The sequence below is a fragment of the Streptomyces sp. NPDC026206 genome (genome assembly GCF_040638465.1).
Classification (GTDB): Bacteria; Actinomycetota; Actinomycetes; order Streptomycetales; family Streptomycetaceae; genus Streptomyces.
Genome location: NZ_JBEZYL010000001.1, coordinates 419877 through 439676, shown reverse-complemented (window position 1 = coordinate 439676; position 19800 = coordinate 419877). Strand labels below are relative to the sequence as shown.

The 19800-nt window shown below is 69.3% G+C and carries 17 protein-coding genes; 9 read left to right on the top strand and 8 right to left on the bottom strand.

Going from position 1 to position 19800, the window contains the following annotated elements; translation table 11 throughout:
- Positions 1-180: 180 nt before the first annotated feature.
- The 3 genes from AB0F13_RS02060 to AB0F13_RS02050 all read right to left on the bottom strand — a co-directional run bounded on the left by AB0F13_RS02060 (position 181) and on the right by AB0F13_RS02050 (position 1761).
- The gene (locus tag AB0F13_RS02060) at positions 181-573 is read right to left on the bottom strand and encodes a DUF6113 family protein (RefSeq protein WP_362074458.1); all 393 of its coding nucleotides are present in this window, start codon (positions 571-573) and stop codon (positions 181-183) included.
- A 17-nt stretch (positions 574-590) separates the two neighbouring features.
- The gene (gene mshB, locus AB0F13_RS02055; RefSeq protein ID WP_362073601.1) at positions 591-1487 is read right to left on the bottom strand and encodes an N-acetyl-1-D-myo-inositol-2-amino-2-deoxy-alpha-D-glucopyranoside deacetylase; all 897 of its coding nucleotides are present in this window, start codon (positions 1485-1487) and stop codon (positions 591-593) included.
- A 79-nt stretch (positions 1488-1566) separates the two neighbouring features.
- The gene (locus AB0F13_RS02050; protein ID WP_362073598.1) at positions 1567-1761 is read right to left on the bottom strand and encodes a hypothetical protein; all 195 of its coding nucleotides are present in this window, start codon (positions 1759-1761) and stop codon (positions 1567-1569) included.
- Positions 1762-1972: 211 nt separating this feature from the next.
- Between AB0F13_RS02050 and AB0F13_RS02045 the strand changes: the two genes are divergently transcribed.
- The 6 genes from AB0F13_RS02045 (at position 1973) to AB0F13_RS02020 (ending at position 10396) form a co-directional block, all read left to right on the top strand.
- Complete coding sequence (locus AB0F13_RS02045; protein WP_362073595.1) at positions 1973-4093, top strand: prolyl oligopeptidase family serine peptidase; 2121 nt, start codon at positions 1973-1975, stop codon at positions 4091-4093.
- A gap of 233 nt (positions 4094-4326) precedes the next feature.
- Entirely contained in the window at positions 4327-5346 is a 1020-nt protein-coding gene (locus tag AB0F13_RS02040; RefSeq protein WP_362073592.1) for an ABC transporter permease, read from the top strand.
- A 62-nt stretch (positions 5347-5408) separates the two neighbouring features.
- Positions 5409-7214: an ABC transporter substrate-binding protein gene (locus tag AB0F13_RS02035; RefSeq protein WP_362073589.1), complete on the top strand. Its 1806-nt coding sequence runs from the start codon at positions 5409-5411 to the stop codon at positions 7212-7214.
- Between the two features lie 58 nt (positions 7215-7272).
- Positions 7273-8250: an ABC transporter permease gene (locus AB0F13_RS02030; protein WP_362073587.1), complete on the top strand. Its 978-nt coding sequence runs from the start codon at positions 7273-7275 to the stop codon at positions 8248-8250.
- A gap of 19 nt (positions 8251-8269) precedes the next feature.
- On the top strand, positions 8270-9334 hold the full coding sequence (locus AB0F13_RS02025) for an ABC transporter ATP-binding protein (protein WP_362073584.1): 1065 nt from the start codon (positions 8270-8272) through the stop codon (positions 9332-9334).
- Positions 9335-9352: 18 nt separating this feature from the next.
- Entirely contained in the window at positions 9353-10396 is a 1044-nt protein-coding gene (locus AB0F13_RS02020) for an oligopeptide/dipeptide ABC transporter ATP-binding protein (RefSeq protein WP_362073581.1), read from the top strand.
- A gap of 50 nt (positions 10397-10446) precedes the next feature.
- Here AB0F13_RS02020 and AB0F13_RS02015 read toward each other — a convergent pair whose 3' ends face one another.
- The 5 genes from AB0F13_RS02015 to AB0F13_RS01995 form a co-directional block, all read right to left on the bottom strand.
- Positions 10447-11511, bottom strand: coding sequence for a dipeptide ABC transporter ATP-binding protein (locus AB0F13_RS02015; RefSeq protein ID WP_362073578.1), 1065 nt, complete (start codon positions 11509-11511; stop codon positions 10447-10449).
- A complete protein-coding gene (locus AB0F13_RS02010; RefSeq protein ID WP_362073576.1) occupies positions 11501-12484 on the bottom strand; it encodes an ABC transporter ATP-binding protein in 984 nt (327 codons plus the stop codon). The genes AB0F13_RS02015 and AB0F13_RS02010 overlap by 11 nt, the downstream gene beginning before the upstream one ends.
- Positions 12485-12497: 13 nt before the next feature.
- Complete coding sequence (locus AB0F13_RS02005; RefSeq protein ID WP_362073574.1) at positions 12498-13472, bottom strand: ABC transporter permease; 975 nt, start codon at positions 13470-13472, stop codon at positions 12498-12500.
- The gene (locus tag AB0F13_RS02000; protein WP_362073571.1) at positions 13465-14388 is read right to left on the bottom strand and encodes an ABC transporter permease; all 924 of its coding nucleotides are present in this window, start codon (positions 14386-14388) and stop codon (positions 13465-13467) included. Before AB0F13_RS02000 ends, AB0F13_RS02005 begins: the two co-directional genes overlap by 8 nt.
- Positions 14389-14526: 138 nt before the next feature.
- Positions 14527-16152 carry an ABC transporter substrate-binding protein gene (locus tag AB0F13_RS01995; RefSeq protein ID WP_362073568.1) on the bottom strand — a complete coding sequence of 542 codons (1626 nt, stop codon included), beginning with the start codon at positions 16150-16152 and terminating at the stop codon, positions 14527-14529.
- A 337-nt stretch (positions 16153-16489) separates the two neighbouring features.
- Between AB0F13_RS01995 and AB0F13_RS01990 the strand changes: the two genes are divergently transcribed.
- From AB0F13_RS01990 to AB0F13_RS01980, 3 genes are read left to right on the top strand one after another with little or no spacing between them, the layout of a single operon-like run.
- A complete protein-coding gene (locus tag AB0F13_RS01990) occupies positions 16490-16864 on the top strand; it encodes a DUF6507 family protein (protein ID WP_362073565.1) in 375 nt (124 codons plus the stop codon).
- Positions 16861-19524 (top strand): hypothetical protein, encoded by a 2664-nt coding sequence (locus AB0F13_RS01985; protein WP_362073562.1) that lies wholly within the window; start codon positions 16861-16863, stop codon positions 19522-19524. Before AB0F13_RS01990 ends, AB0F13_RS01985 begins: the two co-directional genes overlap by 4 nt.
- Entirely contained in the window at positions 19521-19748 is a 228-nt protein-coding gene (locus tag AB0F13_RS01980; protein ID WP_362073559.1) for a hypothetical protein, read from the top strand. Before AB0F13_RS01985 ends, AB0F13_RS01980 begins: the two co-directional genes overlap by 4 nt.
- The last annotated feature ends 52 nt before the right edge of the window (positions 19749-19800 follow it).

The following is a 19800-nucleotide window of genomic DNA, read 5'->3' as shown; positions in this document are numbered from 1 at the left end:
GCAGGTTCTCCCGGTTACTCTTCGCCGCCCTCGTTTGACCTCGCTTCGGGTCGCCCATCGCCGGAGGCCAGGGGAGGCTCGGCGGCGCGCACCACCATACTGGGCACCACGGGCCCGTACTCGACGACCGCTGGTCGACTCCCCTGGCCGGTGGAGAGCAGTCAGGTAAAAATCGCCACGTCACTTGCCAAGTCGGGCCTCCGGCCCGTCCGGTTGCGGCAGTTTCGGAACCGTGGCGCACATCACAGCCACGGCCATCCCGCCCAGCAGGAAGGCATATGACCCGATTCCGGCCTGAAAGAGAAAGTCGCCTTCCGGCCGGTTCGCGGCCAGGAACAGCGCCGCGATCAGCCACCCCACACCGGTGGCCGCGCCACCGGCTCTGCGGCGCGTCGCCACGACGGCGCCGTAGCAGAGCCCGGCGAGGCCCAGCAGGGCCAGCAGCAACCCGCCGGGGAACCAGCCGCCTTGCACGAGCGATCCGGCGACGCCGGTCAGGAAGCCGAGCACGGCCAGGCCGGCGTACCCGCACAGGCGCCCGGCGCCGGGCAGCTTCAGCAGGCCGTCGCTCATGCCGCTCGGACCGCCGTTCACGCGTCCACCCCCGCGAAGAGGTCGTCCTCGCGGCCGGCACCGGCGCGGCCGCGGACGAGCTTGTAGTACTCGGTGGGGAACAGGGGTTGCCCCAGATCGTTGGAGAGTGCGAAGAACGGGCCGTCCACGGCGATCTGCGTGGCATGGGCCCGCATCGCCGCTGCCTTCACCGGCGCGTAGGCGGCGGTGTCGAGCGCCGCGGTGACCTCTTCGTCGGGCACCACGCCGGGCACGTCGTCGGGCGAGGCGATGCCCGGGAAGGCCGCACCTTCCCGGCCGGCCTCGCGCAGCCGCGCGAAGCTCTCTTCGAGCACCGAACGCGGGACGCAGTTCCAGTAGACCTTCGCGACGTCGTGCGCGTCGCCGAGGTCGCGGCGGAACGCCGGCTCGGCGGCCAGCTCCACGGCACGCATGGCGACGCGGTGGGCCTGGATGTGGTCGGGGTGGCCGTAGCCGCCCTCCGGGTCGTAGGTGACCAGGACCTGTGGCCGCACTTCACGGATCACCTCAACGAGGGACGCGGCGGCCTCGTCGACGTCGGCCTGCCAGAAGCACTCGGGGCGGTCGTTCTGCGGGGCGCCCATCATGCCGGAGTCCCGGTAGCGCCCGGGGCCGCCGAGGAAGCGGTGGTCGGTGACGCCCAGCTCCTCCATGGCGGCCGCCAGTTCGCCGAGGCGGTGGGCGCCGAGGGTGTTGTCCCGGTCCGCGGCCAGATGCGCCAGGCCGGGCGGGATCACCTCGCCCTCCTCGCCCAGGGTGCAGGTCACGAGCGTGACGTGGGCACCCTCGGCGGCGTACTTGGCCATGGTCGCGCCGTTGTTGATCGATTCGTCGTCCGGGTGCGCGTGCACCAGGAGCAGCCGGCGGCCGGGCAGGAGGGAACGGTCGGTCATGAGAACAGCCTACGAGTCGTACCGGCCCACCGGGTGCCGCCCGGGCGGCCGCGCCCCTTCGCCGCGACGACGTGGTCCGTCAGAACTTGATGTTGCTGATCATGCCCGTGACGCTGGTGGTCAGCTGGTTGAGGGTCGGGGCGATGGACGAGCTCGCAAGGTAGAAGCCCAGCAGCACGCACACAGCGGCGTGACCGGCCTTCAACCCGGACTTCCGGACCAGCAGGAAGACGATGATCGCCAGCAGCACCACCGCCGAAATCGAAAGTGCCACAGCGGCTCACCTCCAGGAACGTGCGGTCGGAAGGACGGCATACGAATGCCCGGTGTGGGCATACGACGCCAGGGAGTCATACCCACTATGCGCGAGCGATCATAACTTTCCGTGCGTGCGCATGACTCGGTGCACGGGGGCAAACACGGGGCGCACGGTGAGTTCTCGCCGTCTTGGGTGAACCCGGTGGTAAGGCCCGTAGGCTCCCGGCATGACCGGACAGCTCTCGTTCCCTCGGCAGCACGCCCGCACCCAGCGTTTCTCCTTTGGTGCCCCGCGTTCCTTCGGCGTGTCGCCCGACGGCTCACGCGTCACCTTCCTGCGCTCGCGCTCCGGCACCGACCGGGCGAACGTGTTGTGGGTGCTCGACCTCGACACGGGCCGGGAGTACCCGGCCGCGGACCCGGTGACCCTGCTGGGCGGTGCCGGCGAGGAGCTGTCCGCCGAGGAACGGGCGCGCCGTGAGCGCAGCCGGGAGGGGTCGGCGGGCGTCGTCGGCTACGCGGTGGACGGGGCCGTGGAGTTGGCCGCCTTCGCGCTCTCCGGGCGCCTGTGGGTGGCCGAGCTGCGTGGCGGCACGGCCCGCGAACTTCCCGTGCCGGGCCCGGTGGCCGACCCCCGGCCCTCGCCCGACGGGCGCCACGTGGCGTACGTCGCGGGTGGCGCCGTGCGCGTCGTGGGAGCCGACGGCGGCGGCGACCGGGCGCTGGCCGGGCCGGAGAGCGCCACCACCACCTGGGGCCTGGCGGAGTTCATCGCCGCCGAGGAGATGCACCGGCTGCGCGGCTTCTGGTGGTCGCCCGGGAGCGACGCGCTGCTGGCCGCCCGCGCGGACGACGCACCCGTGCACCGCTGGTGGATCGCCGACCCCGCCAACCCCGGCAGCGAGCCGGCCGAGGTCGCCTACCCGGCGGCCGGCACGCCCAACGCCGTGGTGTCCCTGTCCCTGCTGCGCCTGGACGGTTCGCGGACCGACATCGAGTGGGACCACGAGCGCTACCCCTATCTCGCGCGCGTGCACTGGTCGGCGGACGGGCCGCCGCTGCTGCTGGTGCAGTCCCGCGACCAGCGGTCGCAGGCATACCTGGGCGTCGACACCACGACCGGGGCCACCCGCGTGCTGCACGCGGACGAGGACCCCAAGTGGCTTGAACTTTTCGACGGTGTGCCCGCCTGGACCCCCGACGGCAGGCTCGTGCGCATCGCGGACGAGGGCGGGGCCCGGGTGCTGGTCGTCGGTGACCGGGCGCTGACGGGCCCGCAGCTGCACGTGCTGTCGGTGCTGGACATCGCCGAGGGCGATGTACTGATCGCCGCCGCGGCGGGGCCCGAGGCTGCGGACCCGGAGACCGGTGAGGCCCATGTGTACCGCGTCGACGAGCTGGGCGTGGAGCGGCTCTCGCAGACGCCCGGACGCCATTCGGCGGTGCGTTCGGGCGCGGTGACGGTGACGGCGTCGGCGTCCCTGGACCGCCCCGGCGCGGAGGTGCGGGTGCTGCGCGACGGCAAGCAGATCGCCACCGTGCCCTCGTACGCCGAGACGCCGGTGCTGGCCGCCCGCGCCCGGTTGACCCGGGCCGGCGCGCGTGGCATCCCGTGCGCGGTGCTGCTGCCGTCCGGCTACCGCGAGGGCGACGGGCCGCTGCCGGTGCTCATGGACCCCTACGGCGGCCCGCACGGGCAGCGCGTGGCCGCGGCGCACAACGCCCATCTGACGTCGCAGTGGTTCGCCGACCAGGGCTTCGCCGTGGTCGTCGCCGACGGCCGGGGCACCCCGCACACCTCTCCCGAGTGGGAGAAGGCCGTCCACGAGGACTTCGCGGGCGTCACCCTCGACGACCAGGTCGAGGCGCTGCGGGCGCTGGCCGCGGACCACCCGCTGGACCTGGGCCGGGTCGGCATCCGCGGCTGGTCGTACGGCGGCTATCTGGCGGCACTGGCCGTGCTGCGCCGGCCCGACGTCTTCCACGCGGGCATCGCGGGCGCCCCGGTCACCGACTGGCGGCTGTACGACACCCACTACACCGAGCGCTATCTGGGCATGCCGCAGGAGCGTCCGCAGGTGTACGCCCACAACTCCCTCGTCACCGACGACGGTCTGTCGTCGCCCGCGGAACAAACCCGTCCGCTGATGATCGTCCACGGGCTCGCGGACGACAACGTGGTCGCCGCCCACACCCTGCGGCTCTCCTCGGCGCTGCTGGCGGCGGGCCGTCCGCACGAGGTGCTGCCGCTGTCGGGGGTCACCCACATGACCCCGCAGGAGGAGGTCGCGGAGAACCTTCTGCTGCTGCAAGTCGACTTCCTCAAGAGGTCCTTGGGCATGAAGTGACCGCCTGAGCGCCCCCGTTGGAGTGGTCGGGGACGCGGCGTGCTTGACGGACTGTCAAGCACGCCGCCACCTCGATCTGCACAACCTTCGCTCAAGATGCCGGGGAAGAGCGCATCGTCCACGACAGCCCCCTTGACGGTGCTGTACGTCCGTTGCGAAAGTCCGCTGAGCCCCACCCGCGTCCGCGATGGACGCGACGGGCCGACGAGACCACAGTGCGGGGGATCTGCGCGATGACGAGTCCTTCCCAGACACCTTCCCAGGTACCTGCCCCGGTCCCCTCCGGGGCCGCGCCGGCCGGGCTGCCCGCCGAGCTCGTGGGCCGCTCGCCCGGACAGCTGATGTGGCGGCGGTTCAAGCGCGACCGGCCGGGGGTGGTCTCCGCCTTCGTGGTGGTCTTCTTCTTCGTCGTCGCCCTTGCCGCACCCCTGCTCTCGAAGGTCTACGGCAAGGATCCGACCACCACCTACGGGCTCGACGAGCCGGGCCTGCTGAACGAATTCGGCTACCCGGTCAAGCCCAACGGAGGTATCTCCGGCGACTTCTGGTTCGGCGTCGAGCCGACCCTGGGCCGTGACGTCCTCACCCAGCTCGTCTACGGCATCCGCACCTCGCTGCTGATCGCTGCCGCCGCCACCGTGCTGTGCGTACTGACCGGTGTCGTGATCGGGGTGACGGCCGGCTATGCGGGCGGCAGGACCGACTACTTCCTGGGCCGCTTCATCGACCTTCTGCTGGCCTTCCCCAGCCAGCTGTCGTTCATCGCCTTCACCCCGGTCGTCTACTCGCTCTTCGTGAGCCCCGAGAAGGAGACACCGACGTACCTGCGGGTGCTGACCCTGATCCTGGTGCTGTGGGTGCTGGGCTGGATGGGTCTGGCGCGGCTGCTGCGCGGGCAGGTGCTCAGCCTGCGGGAAAGGGAGTTCATCGAGGCGGCGAAGGTGACCGGCGCCTCGCCGTGGCGGATCATCACCAGGGAGCTGCTGCCCAACCTGTGGACGCCGATCCTCGTGCAGTCCACGCTGATGCTCCCGTCGATCGTGACCATCGAGGCGGGGCTGTCCTTCATCGGCGTCGGCATCCTGGAACCCACGCCCGACTGGGGCCGGATGTTCGCCAACGGTGCCCACTACTACGAGAGCGACATCACCTACATCTTCTTCCCCGGGCTGGCGATGATCGCTTTCGTGGTCGCCTTCAACCTCCTCGGGGACTCGGTCCGGGACGCGTTCGACCCCCGGACCGGGCGCTGACAGCTCCCTCGCACGTCGTCCATGACCGGCAGCCGACAGGCAACCGACAGGCAGGTGCATCCATGACTCCGACGATGTTCCCCGGGCGCAGAGCCCGGCTCTCCGCCGTGGCCCTGGCAGCAGGCGCTCTGATGCTCTCCGCGTGCAGCAGCGGAGGGGGTGGCGGCGGAGGCGGGGACAAGGAGAGCCAGGGGCCGGGCGAGGACAAGACCGGGTCCGCGAACTACTCCATCGGCACCAAGGCCGACTCCGCCGGCCCCGCCCCCGAGGTCCCGGGCGCGAAGAAGGGCGGCACCGTCGGCGTCCTGCAGCGCGACGCCTTCAACCACCTCGACCCGGGCCAGATCTACTACTCCGACGTCCTGACCAACCAGATGCTCTACAACCGCACCCTCACCTCCTACAAGGTGGACGACAAGAGCAAGGTCAAGGTCGTCGGCGACCTCGCCACCGACGCCGGCACCTCCTCCGACGGCGGGAAGACCTGGAAGTTCACCCTCAAGGACGGACTGAAGTTCGAGGACGGCTCGCCGATCACCGCCAAGGACATCCGGTGGGGCATCGAGCGGCTCTACGCCCCCTTCGAGACCGACGGCCCGCTCTACATCCCCCAGTGGCTCTCGGGGGACGGCAACGACTTCCGCAAGGCGCTGCCGGAGGGACCGTACGACGGCAAGCACCTGCCGTCGTCGGTGCTGGACACCCCGGACGACAAGACGGTGATCTTCCACTTCCTCAAGCCGCACGCGGACACCCCCTTCGCGACGGCCATGCCGAACGTCGGCCCGGTCAAGGCCGAGAAGGACACCAAACAGAAGTACGACAACGCGCCCTTCGCCTCCGGTCCGTACAAGGTCGGCGACTACAAGGTCGGCAAGTCGCTGACGCTCGTGCGCAACGAGCACTGGAACGCGAAGACGGATCCCGTCCGCCACCAGTACGCCGACAGATTCGAGATCAGCTTCGGCCACCAGTTCGCCGACTCGACCCGGCGCTTCCTCGCCGACCAGGGCGACGACAAGAACGCCCTGTCGTTCTCCAACGCCGCCGCCCCGGAGATGACCGAGAAGGTCCTGGGCCAGGCCGACACCAAGGCGCGCCGCTTCGTGGAGATCCAGCCGTACGTCGACTACATCAGCTTCAACACCGACCGGCTGCGGGACGTCAAGGTCCGCAAGGCCCTCGCCTACGCCATGCCCAACGGGCAGATCGTCCAGCAGATGGGCGGGGCGACGGCGGCCCTGCTGGCCACGAACTACCTCTCCCCCGCGATGGACGGCTTCCAGCCCACCGACCCGTTCGGCAAGAAGGCCAAGCCCGCCGGTGACGCGGACAAGGCCAAGCAGCTGCTGCAGGAGGCCGGCAAGACCGGCCAGGAGATCGTCTACGCCTACGCCAACACCGACGTCCAGCAGAAGGTGGCGGTCGTGGTCACCCAGGCCCTGGAGCGGGCGGGGTTCAAGGTGCAGAAGAAAGAGGTCGACTCCAACACCTGGCGGACCGCGATCGCCGAGGTGAAGAACAAGTTCGACATCTACCGCTCCTCCTGGGGCGCGGACTGGCCCGTCTCCTCCACGGTCGTACCGCCGCTCTTCGACGGCCGGCAGATCGCCGACGGCGCCCAGAACTACGGCCACCTCAACAACCCCAAGGTCAACGAGGACGTCGACCGCATCAACGCCATCCCCGATGTGAAGAAGGCGGCGCCCGAGTGGCAGAAGCTCGCCGACCGCATTCTCACCGAGGACGTGCCGGGCGTGCCGGTCTTCTACAACCGGCAGTTCTCGCTGTGGGGTTCGAACCTCGGCGGGGTCAAGTACCACCCGGTCTACGGGACCGCCGACCCGACCGGTGTGTTCGTGAAGTAGCCGTCCCGGCCGGACCTGCCCGGGCCCGGCCGGCTCATCCGTCACCCCCGGAAGAACCATGCTGAGATTCCTCGCCCGCCGCTCCCTCGGCGCGATCGTCATCATCCTGCTGATCAGCGCGATCACGTTCTTCCTCTTCTTCGCGCTGCCTTCCGAGCCCGCCCTGATGTCCTGCGGCAAGAACTGCACGCCGGACGCCATCGCGGTCATCAACAAGAACCTGGGCCTGGACCAGCCGGTCCCCGTCCAGTACTGGCACTACATGACCGGCATCTTCACCGGCCGCGACTTCACCGTCGGCCACTGCCCGGCGCCCTGCTTCGGCTACTCCTTCTCCAATCAGCAGCCGGTCTGGGGCACCATCGTCGACCGCTTCCCGACCACCTTGTCCATCACCCTCGGCGGGGCCGTCGTCTTCCTGGTCGTCGGCGTGGGCATCGGCATGACGGCCGCCGCCTTCCGGGGCACGTGGATCGACAAGTTCTTCAGCTCCCTGTCGCTCATCGGCAGCGCCCTGCAGATCTACTTCGTCGGCGTCGTCGCGCTGGCCGTCCTCGTCAGCGGCCTGCACTGGATGGACAACCCCGCCTACCACCCGATCACCGAGAACCCCGCGAAGTGGTTCACGGGCATGCTCATCCCCTGGCTGGTGCTCTCCATCATCTTCATCGCCAACTACAGCAGGATGACCCGCTCGCAGATGATCGAGCAGCTCACCGAGGACCATGTGCGCACCGCCCGCGCCAAGGGCCTCTCCAGGCGTACGGTCTTCTTCCGCTACGCCTGGCGGGGCGCGCTGGCCCCGATCGTGACCATCTTCGGCATCGACCTCGGCTCGCTCTTCGGCGGGGCGATCATCACCGAGTTCACCTTCAGCCTGCACGGGCTCGGCAGGCTCGCGGTCTCCTCGGTGAGCGAGACGGACCTGCCCACGCTGATGGCCGTGATGCTCGTCGGCTGCACGGCGATCGTCGTCGCCAACATCGTCGTCGACGCCGCCTACGCCTTCATCGACCCGCGCGTGCGGCTCGCCTAGCCGTCAGGAGACCGCGACCGTGACCCATCGTTCCCCGGATCATTCCCCGGCTCATTCCCCGGATCGTTCCCGGGATTTCCTCTCCGTCCAGGACCTGTACGTACGCTTCGCCACCGAGGACGGGACCGTACGGGCCGTCGACGGCCTCTCCTTCGGCCTGGAGCGCGGCCGCACGCTCGGCATCGTCGGCGAGTCCGGGTCGGGCAAGTCCGTCACCAGCCTGGCCGTGCTCGGCCTGCACGATCCGCGCCAGGCCGGGATCCGGGGCGAGATCCTGCTCGACGGACAGGAGCTGACCGGGGCCCCGGAGGCGGTGCTGGAGAAGCTGCGCGGCGACAAGATGGCGATGATCTTCCAGGACTCTCTCACCGCGCTCTCCCCGTACTACACCGTCGGCCGGCAGATCGCCGAGCCGTTCCGCAAGCACACCGGCGCCTCGAAGCGGGACGCCCGGCTGCGGGCGGTCGAGATGCTGGAGAAGGTCGGCATCCCCAACGCGGCACTGCGGGTGGACGACTACCCGCACCAGTTCTCCGGCGGCATGCGCCAGCGCGCGATGATCGCCATGGCGCTGGTCTGCGACCCCGAGCTGCTGATCGCCGACGAGCCGACGACCGCGCTGGACGTCACCGTCCAGGCCCAGATCCTCGACCTGCTCAAGGACCTGCAGCAGCAGACCGGTTCGGCGATCATCCTCATCACGCACGACCTCGGCGTCGTCGCCAACACCGTGGACGAGCTGCTGGTGATGTACGCCGGCCGGGCCGTCGAGCGCGGCACGGTCCGCGAGGTGCTGCGCGAGCCGCAGCACCCCTACACCTGGGGCCTGCTGGGCTCCATGCCCCGCCTCACCTCGGACGTCGGGGAGCCGCTCATCCCCATCCCGGGCACGCCGCCCAGCCTGCTGGCACCGCCGCCCGGCTGCCCCTTCCACCCCCGCTGCGCCTTCGTCGCCGAAGTGGGCGGGGACCGCTGCCGGACCGAGCGCCCGGAGCTGCCGGAGGGGCGCGGCGCCGCCTGTCACCTGAGCGCGGAACGCAAACGGACCGTCTTCACCGAGCAGATCAAGCCCCGGCTGGGCTGACGAGCGGAAGCGAGAGCCATGACCGACATCCTGGTCGCCGAGGGGCTGACCAAGCACTTCCCGATCATGGGCGGCTTTCCGGTCAAGCGGAAGGTCGGCGCCGTGCAGGCCGTGGACGGCGTGGACCTGACCGTACGGGCCGGCGAGAGCTTCGGCCTGGTCGGCGAGTCGGGCTGCGGCAAGTCCACCACCGGACGGCTGCTGACCCGGCTCCTGGAGCCGACGGCCGGGCGGATCCTCTACCAGGGCGAGGACATCACCCACGCCGGCCGCAGGCAGCTCGCCCCGATCCGCTCCGAGATCCAGATGATCTTCCAGGACCCGTACTCGTCACTCAATCCCCGGCAGACGGTCGGGAAGATCATCTCCGGCCCGATGGAGATCAACGGCATCCTTCCGGCGGCCGGGCGTGAGACGCGCGTACGCGAGCTGCTGGAGACCGTCGGCCTCAACCCGGAGCACTACAACCGCTTTCCGCACGAATTCTCCGGCGGCCAGCGGCAGCGCATCGGCATCGCCCGGGCGCTCGCGCTCGACCCCAAGGTCATCATCGCCGACGAACCGGTCTCCGCGCTCGACGTCTCCATCCAGGCGCAGGTGGTCAATCTGCTGCAGCGGCTGCGGCGCGAGCTGGGCATCGCGTTCCTCTTCATCGCGCACGACCTCGCGGTCGTCCGGCACTTCTCGCAGCGCGTCGCCGTGATGTACCTCGGCAAGATCGTGGAGGTGGGCGAGCGCGACGACATCTACGAGCGCCCGCGCCACCCGTACACGCACGCGCTGCTGTCCGCGGTGCCGGAGACGTCGGACCTCGACGGTCACGACGGTCACGACGGCACGGGCCGCGTGGGGGCACCTCCCGGCGGTAGCCGGGGGAGCATCCGCCTCGCCGGCGACGTACCGTCCCCGATCCACCCGCCGAGCGGCTGCCGCTTCCGCACCCGCTGCTGGAAGGCCCGCGACCGCTGCGCGACGGAGGAGCCGGCGTTGACGCGTGCGGAGGGCAGCGCCGAGGGGCACTTGTCCGCGTGTCACTTTCCCCAGCCCCGCCCCTTCCCGTAACAGGCTGGAAATCCAGCCCGTCCGGCGATTGAGGACACCGGAACGCAACGCTAGCCCTCCGCCTCCCCGGAATCGCCGGGTTCCGTCGGTACCACCCGCCGTTCCTCCGCGAAGTGGCAGGCCGAGACGTGCGCCGCCGGCCCCCCGCCGTCGCGGAACCACTCCGGTACCTCCAGCGGCGGCACTACCCGCGCGCACTTCTCCTGCGCCTTCCAGCACCGCGTCCGGAAGCGGCACCCGCTCGGCGGGTGTGCCGGCGAGGGCACGTCGCCGGTCAGCAGGATCCGTTCGCGCCGGTCCCGCGCCGCGGGATCGGGCACCGGGACGGCGGAGAGCAGGGCCTGGGTGTAGGGGTGCGTGGGGTGCTCGTAGATCTGGGTGCCGGTGCCGGCCTCGGCCAGCTTACCGAGGTACATCACGGCGACCCGGTCCGAGATGTGCCGCACCACGGACAGGTCGTGCGCGATGAAGATGTACGACAGCTCGAACTCGTTCTGGAGCCGCTCCAGCAGGTTCACCACCTGCGCCTGCACCGACACGTCCAGCGCGGAGACCGGCTCGTCGGCGACGATCACCTCCGGGCGCAGCGCCAGCCCGCGGGCGATGCCGATGCGCTGCCGCTGGCCGCCGGAGAACTGGTGCGGGTAGCGGTTGATGTACTCGGGGTTGAGGCCGACGACGTCCAGCAGCTCCCGCACCTTCTGGCGGCGGCTGCCTTTGGGTGCGGCCTCGGGGTGGATCTCGTAGGGCTCGCCGATGATGTCGCCAACGGTCATGCGCGGGTTGAGCGAGGTGTACGGGTCCTGGAAGACCATCTGGATGTTGCGGCGTACAGCCTTCAGGGCCCGGCCGGACAGGGTGGTGATGTCCTCGCCCTTGTAGCGGATCTCCCCGGCGGTCGGCCGTTCGAGGTTGACCAGCATCCTGGCGACCGTGGACTTGCCGCAGCCGGACTCCCCCACGATGCCGAGGGTCTCGCCGCGGCGGAGGTCGAAGGAGATCCCGTCGACGGCGTGGACAGCGCCGACCTGCTTCCTGAACAGCACGCCCTGGGTCAGCGGGTAGTGCTTGACCAGGTCCCGTACCTCCAGGATCGCCTCGCCGTCAGCTCTCATCGAGGGTCTCCTTCCAGAAGTGGCAGGCGCTGGCACGTCCCGCGGCCACGGGGAAGAGCGGGGGCCGGTCGGTGCGGCAGATGTCCTGGGCCATGGGGCAGCGGGGGTTGAAGGGGCAGCCGGGCGGGATGGCGGTGAGGTTGGGCGGCAGGCCCTTGATCGCGTAGAGCGCCTGGCCCTTCTGGTCCAGGCGCGGGATCGAGTCCAGCAGGCCCTTGGTGTACGGGTGCGCGGGCGCCGCGTACAGCTCGTGGACGGGGGCGGTCTCGACGATCCGGCCGGCGTACATCACCGCGATCTTGTCGGCGACGTCCGCGACCACGCCCAGGTCGTGGGTGATGAGGATCAGGCCCATGTTGAACTCGCGCTGCAGCTCGGCCAGCAGGTCCATCACCTGGGCCTGGACGGTAACGTCCAGGGCCGTCGTCGGCTCGTCCGCGATGATCAGGTCCGGCTCCAGGGCCAGCGCCATCGCGATCATGATGCGCTGGCGCATACCGCCCGAGAACTGGTGCGGATAGTCGCTGACGCGCTCCTTGGCGGCCGGGATACGGACGCGGTCCATCAGCTGGACGGCCCGGGCGCGGGCGTCCTTGCGCGTCATGCCCTGATGGACCTCGTACATCTCACCGAGCTGCGCGCCCACGGTCATCACGGGGTTGAGCGAGGACAGCGCGTCCTGGAAGATCATGGCCAGCTTGGCGCCGCGCACCCGCCGGCGGTGCTCCTCGCCCATGGTGAGCAGATCCTCGCCGCGGAAGAGGACCTCGCCGCCGGTGACGAAACCGGGCGGTGTGTCGAGGATGCCCATGACGGCCTGCGCGGTCACGGACTTGCCGGAACCGGACTCGCCGAGCACGGCCAGCGTCTGCCCGGCGGCGACGGTATAGCTGACGCCGTTGACGGCCTTGGCCACCCCGTCGCGGGTGCGGAATTCCACGTGCAGGTCGCGCACGTCGAGCAACGTGGTCACGGCAGCGGGCTCCTCAGCGCAGCTTGGGGTCGAGGGCGTCGCGCACCGCGTCGCCGAGCATGATGAACGCGAGCACCGTGATGCTCAGCGCGCCCGCGGGCCACAGCAGCATGTGCGGGGCGTTGCGGATCTGGTTCGAGGCGTTGGAGATGTCGATCCCCCAGGAGACGGTGGGCGGTTTGAGGCCGACGCCGACGAACGACAGCGTCGCCTCCAGGGCGATGTACGTGCCGAGGGCGATGGTGGCGACGACGATGACGGGCGCCACCGCGTTGGGGGCGATGTGCCGCAGCAGCAGCCGGCGGTTGCCGGCGCCCAGCGCGCGGGCGGCCTGGACGTAGTCGTGCTGTTTGGCGCCGACGACGGAGCCGCGCGCGATGCGGGAGATCTGCGGCCAGCCCAGCAGCACGATGAAGCCGACCACCGGCCAGAGGGAGCCGCTGGTGACGACGGACAGGAAGACCAGCCCGCCCAGGATGATCGGGATGCCGAAGAAGATGTCGGCGAGCCGCGAGAGCAGCGCGTCCCACCAGCCGCCGAAGAACCCGGCGAGCCCGCCCAGCACGCTGCCCAGCAGCGCGGCCCCGGTCGTGGCGCAGACGCCGACGGCGATGGAGGCCCGCGCCCCGTGGACCGTACGGGTGTAGACGTCGCAGCCCTGGCCGTCGAAGCCGAAGGGGTGGCCGGGCTGGGAGCCCTGCTGGGCCTTGGACAGGTCGCACTTCAGCGGGTTGCCGCTCGCGATGAGCCCGGGCCAGAGAGCGATGACCACCAGGAAGACGATGACCAGCGCGGAGAGGACGAAGACGGGGTTGCGCCGCAGGTCGTGCCAGGCGTCCGACCACAGGCTGCGGGCCTTGCCGCTGGCGGTGCCACCGGGGATCGGCCCGCCTTCGAGGGTCTCGGCGTCGCTGGTGGCCAGGGACATCGCGCCGCCGCCCGCGGGGGTGATGGCTGCGTTCGGCTCGGAAGGATCGAGCTCAGGCATAGCGGATCCTCGGGTCGAGCACGGCGTAGAGGAGGTCGACGAGCAGGTTCGCGCCCAGGAAGACGATGACGAGGATGGTCACGAAGCCGACGACGGTCGGCGAGTTCTGCCGCAGGATGCCCTGGTAGAGCTGGTAGCCGACACCGTGGATGTTGAAGATCCGCTCGGTGACGATGGCCCCGCCCATCAGGGCGCCGATGTCCGTGCCGATGAAGGTGACGACGGGAATGAGGGAGTTGCGCAGCAGGTGCCGGGTGATGACGCGGTGGCGCGGCAGGCCCTTGGCGACGGCTGTACGGAGGTAGTCGGCGCGGGAGTTCTCGGCGATGGACGTGCGGGTCAGCCGGGTCACGTAGGCCAGCGAGGTCAGGGCGAGCACGACACCCGGCAGCAGCAGTTCGTCGAACGGCGCGGCGGGCGATACGGACGGTGAGACGGTCCCCCACTTCACTCCGAAGAGGTACTGCAGCACATAGCCGCTGACGAAGGTCGGGATGGACACCACGATCAGGGTGACCAGCAGGACGGAGGTGTCCACGGAACGGCCGCGCCGCAGCCCGCTGAGGAGGCCGAGGGTGATGCCGACGACGATCTCGAAGAGGACGGCGACGATCGTCAGGCGCAGGGTCACCGGGAAGGCGTCGGCCATCAGCTCGGTGACGTCCTGGCCGTTGAAGGCGGTGCCGAAGTTCCCGGTGAGGATCTGCCGCATGTAGTGGAGGTACTGCTTCCAGAGCGGCGCGTCGAGGTAGAGGTCCTTGCGGATGCGCGCGGCGGTCGCGGGGTCGGGGGCCTTGTCGCCGAAGAGCGCGGCGATGGGGTCGCCCAGGGCGTAGACCATGAAGAAGATCAGGAACGTGCTGCCGATGAACACGGGGATCATCTGGAGCAGCCGCCGGATCACATACCGTCCCATGAGGACTCACTCCGGGGGTTTCTGGAGCGGACGGGTCCGGTGCGGGGCGCGGGCCGGACCGCCCGTCCGTACGGGCTACTTGACGGTGATCTCCGCTTGCTTGACGGCGATCTCCGCTTACTCGACGGCGATCTCCGCTTACTTGACGGTGATCCGCTCGTAGACGGGCACGCTGAAGGAGTTCAGCTCCACGTCGCCGATGCTCTGGGAGTAGCCGGCGCTGCCGTTCTGGTACCAGAGCGGAATGGCCGGCATCTGCTCGGCGAGGATCTTCTCCGCGTCCTGGAACTTGCCGACAGCCTTGACCGTGTCGGACTCGGCGTTGGCCTCGTCGACCAGCTTGTCGAACTGGGCGTCGCTGAACTTGCCGTAGTTGGAGGAGGCGTTGGTGTAGTAGAGCGGCTGCAGGAAGTTCTGGGCGAGCGGGTAGTCCATCTGCCAGCCGGAGCGGAACATGCCGGTCATCCGCTGTTCGGAGACCTGGTTGCGGAAGTCCGCGAAGGTGCCGACGGGGTTGACCGTGCACGCCTGGTCGTTGCCCAGGGCGTTGTTGATGCTGTTGCAGACGGCGTCCATCCACACCCGGTGGGAGCCGGTGTCGACGTTCGAGGTGATGGTGACCTTGCCGCCCGGCAGGCCGCCGGCCTCCTGGATCAGCTTCTTCGCCCGGCCGGGGTCGTACGTGCAGACGTCGCCGCACAGGCCCGCCTTGTAGCCGCCCTTGTCGCCCAGTACCGGAGAGGTCCAGTCCGTGGCCGGGGTCCGGGTCTTCTGGTAGATCTGCTCGGTGATCTGGTCACGGTTGATGGCCATGGACAGCCCCCGGCGGACCTTCTCCATCCCGGCCGTGGACCAGTTCGCGTCGTACATGGGGAAGACGACGGTCTGGATGATGCCGGCGGGCTGGTTGATGTAACGGTCGCCGAGGTCGTTCTTGACGTTCTTCAGCTGTGCGCTGGGGATGTCGTCGACGAGGTCGATGTTGCCGGCCTGCAGGTCGGTGTAGGCGGTGTTGTTGTCCGTATAGACGCGCAGCTCCACCCCGCTGTTCTGCGCCTTGTCCTCCCCGGGGTACCCCTGCCACCGGCTGAGCCTCATCGACGAGCCCTTGGTGTACGAGTCGATCATGTACGGGCCGTTGCCGACGGGCTTCTTCAGCCAGTTCGCGTGGTCGTCGTAGAACGCCCGGGGCAGCGGCGCGTAGGCGGCGTAGCCCAGGGTGTCCGGCCATGTGGAGAACTTGGTGCGCAGCTTGACGGTGAAGGTGCGCTCGTCCTTCACCACGAGGCCGGAGAGGGTCTTGGCGCTGCCGGAGCCGCTGGCCGGGTGGACCCTGTCGTAGCCCTCGATGTCCTGGAAGAAGGAGGCGTTCTTCTGCTTGTTCTCGACCAGCGACGCATAGTTCCAGGCGTCGACGAAGGACTTCGCGGTGATCTTCTCTCCGTTGCTGAACGTCCAGCCGTCCTTGACCGTGATGGTGAACGTCTGCTGGTCGGTGCTGTCGATCTTCTCGGCGAGCACGTTCTTGGCCTCGCCGGTCTTGGGGTCGTACTCCTTCAGCCCCCGGAAGATCAACGAGAGAACCTTGCCGCCCTGCACCTCATTGGTATTGGCCGGTTCGAGCGGCCCCTGCGGGTCCCCCCACGAGGCCCGCACCCACCCTGCCCCGCTGCTGCCGCCTCCGCCGCCGCATCCGGTGGCCGCCAGCGCGACCCCGGCCGCACAGGCGGCCAGGGCGGCTGTGGCGCGCATGCGTCCACGCATGGAGTGCCTCCTCGGGTCCCAAGTCGTGCGAAGTCTCACTCAGGCCCAAATAACACCTTATGAAGTGACTCGAAGTGGTGCTCCCGGTGCGCATGGGGCGAGAAACCGCCCGTATGCGTGAGTGCGTCTGGAGGTGTGAGCGGAGAAGAGCCCCACCAGGGTGCAGATGAGGGCAATTGATCCATAATCACATTGCAGCTGCTACATACATTCGATAGACATGAGAGCCCTCCGGGGTGCAGCCATGTGTGACGAGGGCGCACGCCAGGGGAACGGGGACCGGGGATCGGGATCAGGGATCAGTCAGGGATCAGGGATCAGGATCGGGGGGAGTTTCATGACGTCCTGGGACATCAGGCCATCCGAGGTGAGCGGCGTCCTCAGCAAGGCGGCGACGGCGGCCGAGGGCCTGTCGAAGGCCGGCCAGGGTGTACAGAAGACCCTGCCGAGCGCCGCGGGCGCGGCCGGCACGATCAGCGGCATGTACTGCGGACCGGCCCCGAGCGGCCCCGTCGGGGCGGCGCTGGCCGAGTTCGCCAACAAGTGGGGGGCGGATCTTCAGTACGTGGCGAAACGTACCGCCGCGTCACTGAACGGGGCCGCCGAGGCCACCAGGAAGTACGTCGAGGGCGACCTTGAGCTGGCCGCGAACGCACAGCACGAGGCGCTGGCCGAGCCCAAGATAGACATGCCCGGGGAGGGGAAGAAGTGAGCGACAAAGAACTCATCATCCCGTCGGGCATCCCGCAGTTCATCGGCAACCTGGGCACCCTGGAGACCGACACCAAGGCCCTGACCGCCGACGCCAAGCTCTTCCGGGACTCGGGTGCGTCGGTGCACTCCACGTTCCAGGGGCTCTCGGCCTGCTACAAGGCGCCGGAGGCGGACAAGCTGTTCGCCACCACCGCGCCGGTGGCCACGAAGTCGGACGCGTTCGCGGACGACCTGGAGAAGGTCTCCTCCGCGCTGAGCTCCTACGCGTCCACGGTGCGGCCCCTGGCGGACAGGCTCGGCAGCCTCAAGGAGGAGGCCGTGGCGTTCGTCAGCAGCGTCGAGGGCGACGACCACTGGCGCAGGGACAAGAAGAAGGTCGAGCACAACAACACGTTGTGGCACAGCGTCAACGCCACCGTGGCCGCCTTCCACGACGCCGAGCGCGCCTGCCACGACAAGATCGTCGCGCTGGTCAAGGGCGGCACTCCGCTCATACCCGACGACGGCTCGCACAAGCCGAACATGTACGGCTACAAGGCGAGCGACCTCGACCACGCGGAGAAGACGCCCTGGGGCTCGATGGCCGAGCGCGAGTACACGGGCCTCGCCTGGCTGGGCCATCAGGTCAAGAGCTTCGTCTGGGACGGCTTCATCGTCGACGGCGTCTGGGGCACCATCACGGGCCTGGGCACCCTCGTCGGCACCGACGGCTGGGACAAGGCGGGCCAGGCCTGGACGGGCCTGGGCAAGCTGGCCACGGGCCTGGTCATCTCGTCCAGTCCCCTGGGGGCCGCGTACTGGCTGCTCCCGGACGACAAACTGCCCCGCTGGGTGCGCGACTCCCGCACCGCGGTCAAGGAGACCGGCAAGGCCCTCGTCGCCTACGACCAGTGGGGCAAGAACCCGGCCCGCGCCGCCGGTGGCGTCACCTTCAACGTCCTCACCACCGTCTTCACGGGCGGCTCGGGCACCGCGGCGAAGGGCGGCGCGATCGCCAAGACCGTCTCGGTCCTGGGCAAGGCCGGCCGCATCGTCGACCCGATCACATACGTCGGCAAGGCCGCCAAGTTCGGCTACGTCAAGGTCGGCGATCTGCTGTCGGGACTGAAGAACCTGCGGGTCGGCACGACCGTCCACATCGCGGACGAGGCGTTCAGGGTTCCGGGTGATGCCGCCACCCCCGCCCTGCCGAAGCGACCGGCAAACCTGCCGGAGGACGTGTCCACGTTCCTCGACCACAACGACAAGCCGGTCTACATGGACAAGAAGACCGGCGCGCTGTACGACGAGCACGGCAAGGAGTTCCAGCCCGCCAAGGACGTCAAGAAGGAACTGTCAGCGGAGGAACGTTCCGCCGCGGCGAAGCAGCCGGAGGTCCGGACGCAGCGGGACCCATTGCTGGTGGGCGCGGGCGCGCGCTCCGGCGGCGACGTACGGGCGTCGGTGGGGCACGGCGGCGAGCACGTGCCCGCGCACGGGGCGGGTGGGGCGGGTGGCCATGCGCCGGGCGGGTCGGCGGACCACATGCCACGTGGGTCGGCGGACCATACGCCGGGCGGCGCGGCGAGCCACGCGCCGGGTGGCTCCGCCCACCACACCCCTGGGGGCAGCGCCCACTCCGGCGAGAACCTGCCGCCCCGGGCCGGTCACGAGACCCCGAGCGGGAGTGGTGGAAGCGGTGGCCACGGCACGCCCACCCATCCCGCCCACGACACCCCGGGATCCGGCACGAGTGGCCACAACGGTGGAAGCCACGGCGGACACGACTCCCCGTCGGGCCCGCATGACCACGAGGCGCCCCGCCCGGCGGACGACGCGCGTCCGCCCCACGACGGCAGCCACGGCAACGGCCACGACGCTCCCTCGGGCAACACGCACAACGGCGACGGCGCCCACACGCCCGAGACCGGCGGGCCGAACCACTCCGCCCCCGGCGACGCTCACGTCCCGGGTGACGCCACCCCGCCGCCGCACGCCCCGGGCCCGCCCCGCCAACCTGTCGGTGATCTCATTCCGGGCGGCAAGGGCACGCAGCTGACCCCGGAGCAGCTCCAGGAACAGCTGCAGAAGGCCCTTGACGGGAACTACGGGGGACTTCGGATCAAGATTGAGGGCGTGTACCCCTCGGACAACGTCCTGGGCTGGAGTGCAAGCTTGGTCGACGAGGCCGGGCACTCTGTCGGAAGAATGGAGCGCGACTTCATCCGAAAAGAAGACGGTACGCTGGCCGTAAAACACATGATTATGAAGATCGACGATCCGGCCTTCCGCGGGAAGGGAGTCGGAACGGCCATCAGTCGAGAACTGGAGAACTGGTACCGCCAGTCCGGCGTCTCGGAGATCCGGCTCACGGCGGGCAAGGAGAACGGTGCCTACACGTGGGCACGGCGAGGCTACAGCTGGGCCGATGAGAAATCGGCCAAGAAAATCATAAACCGCATCAATGTGAAGATGAGGGACGCCGAGTGGTCGCTCACCAAGGAGGAGTTTGAGGCTGCTCAGGATATAGTGAACCGCGCGAGAACCAACCCCTTCGGAAGCCCCAACTACCCTGCCCCCATTGAAATTTCGAGAATAGGGCGAGGAACGGGTCGGGATGACTTCTTCGGGAAGCGCGTTCTCGTGAAACAGAATTGGGAAGGTAGGAAGCAGTTGTGACACAGCGCGGCAAGCTGGGGCCGTCAGATCCGGTCCACCCCTTGTTGGCCAAGCGAGACCGGCTTTCGTCGGAATGGTTCTACGAGTTCTGCGCCAAGTACGGCGTGGACGAGCCGGACGAGGCGACTCCTGAACAGCAAGATGAATACGACGCAGGCATGGAAGCAATCTATGCCAAAATCCGCGAAGAGTATGACGCCGAAATGGCGAAGCAGGGCGACTGATCCAACTCACCTGGTTGCTGAACTGGGTTGTTTGGGCGCAGTCAGGGCGGGC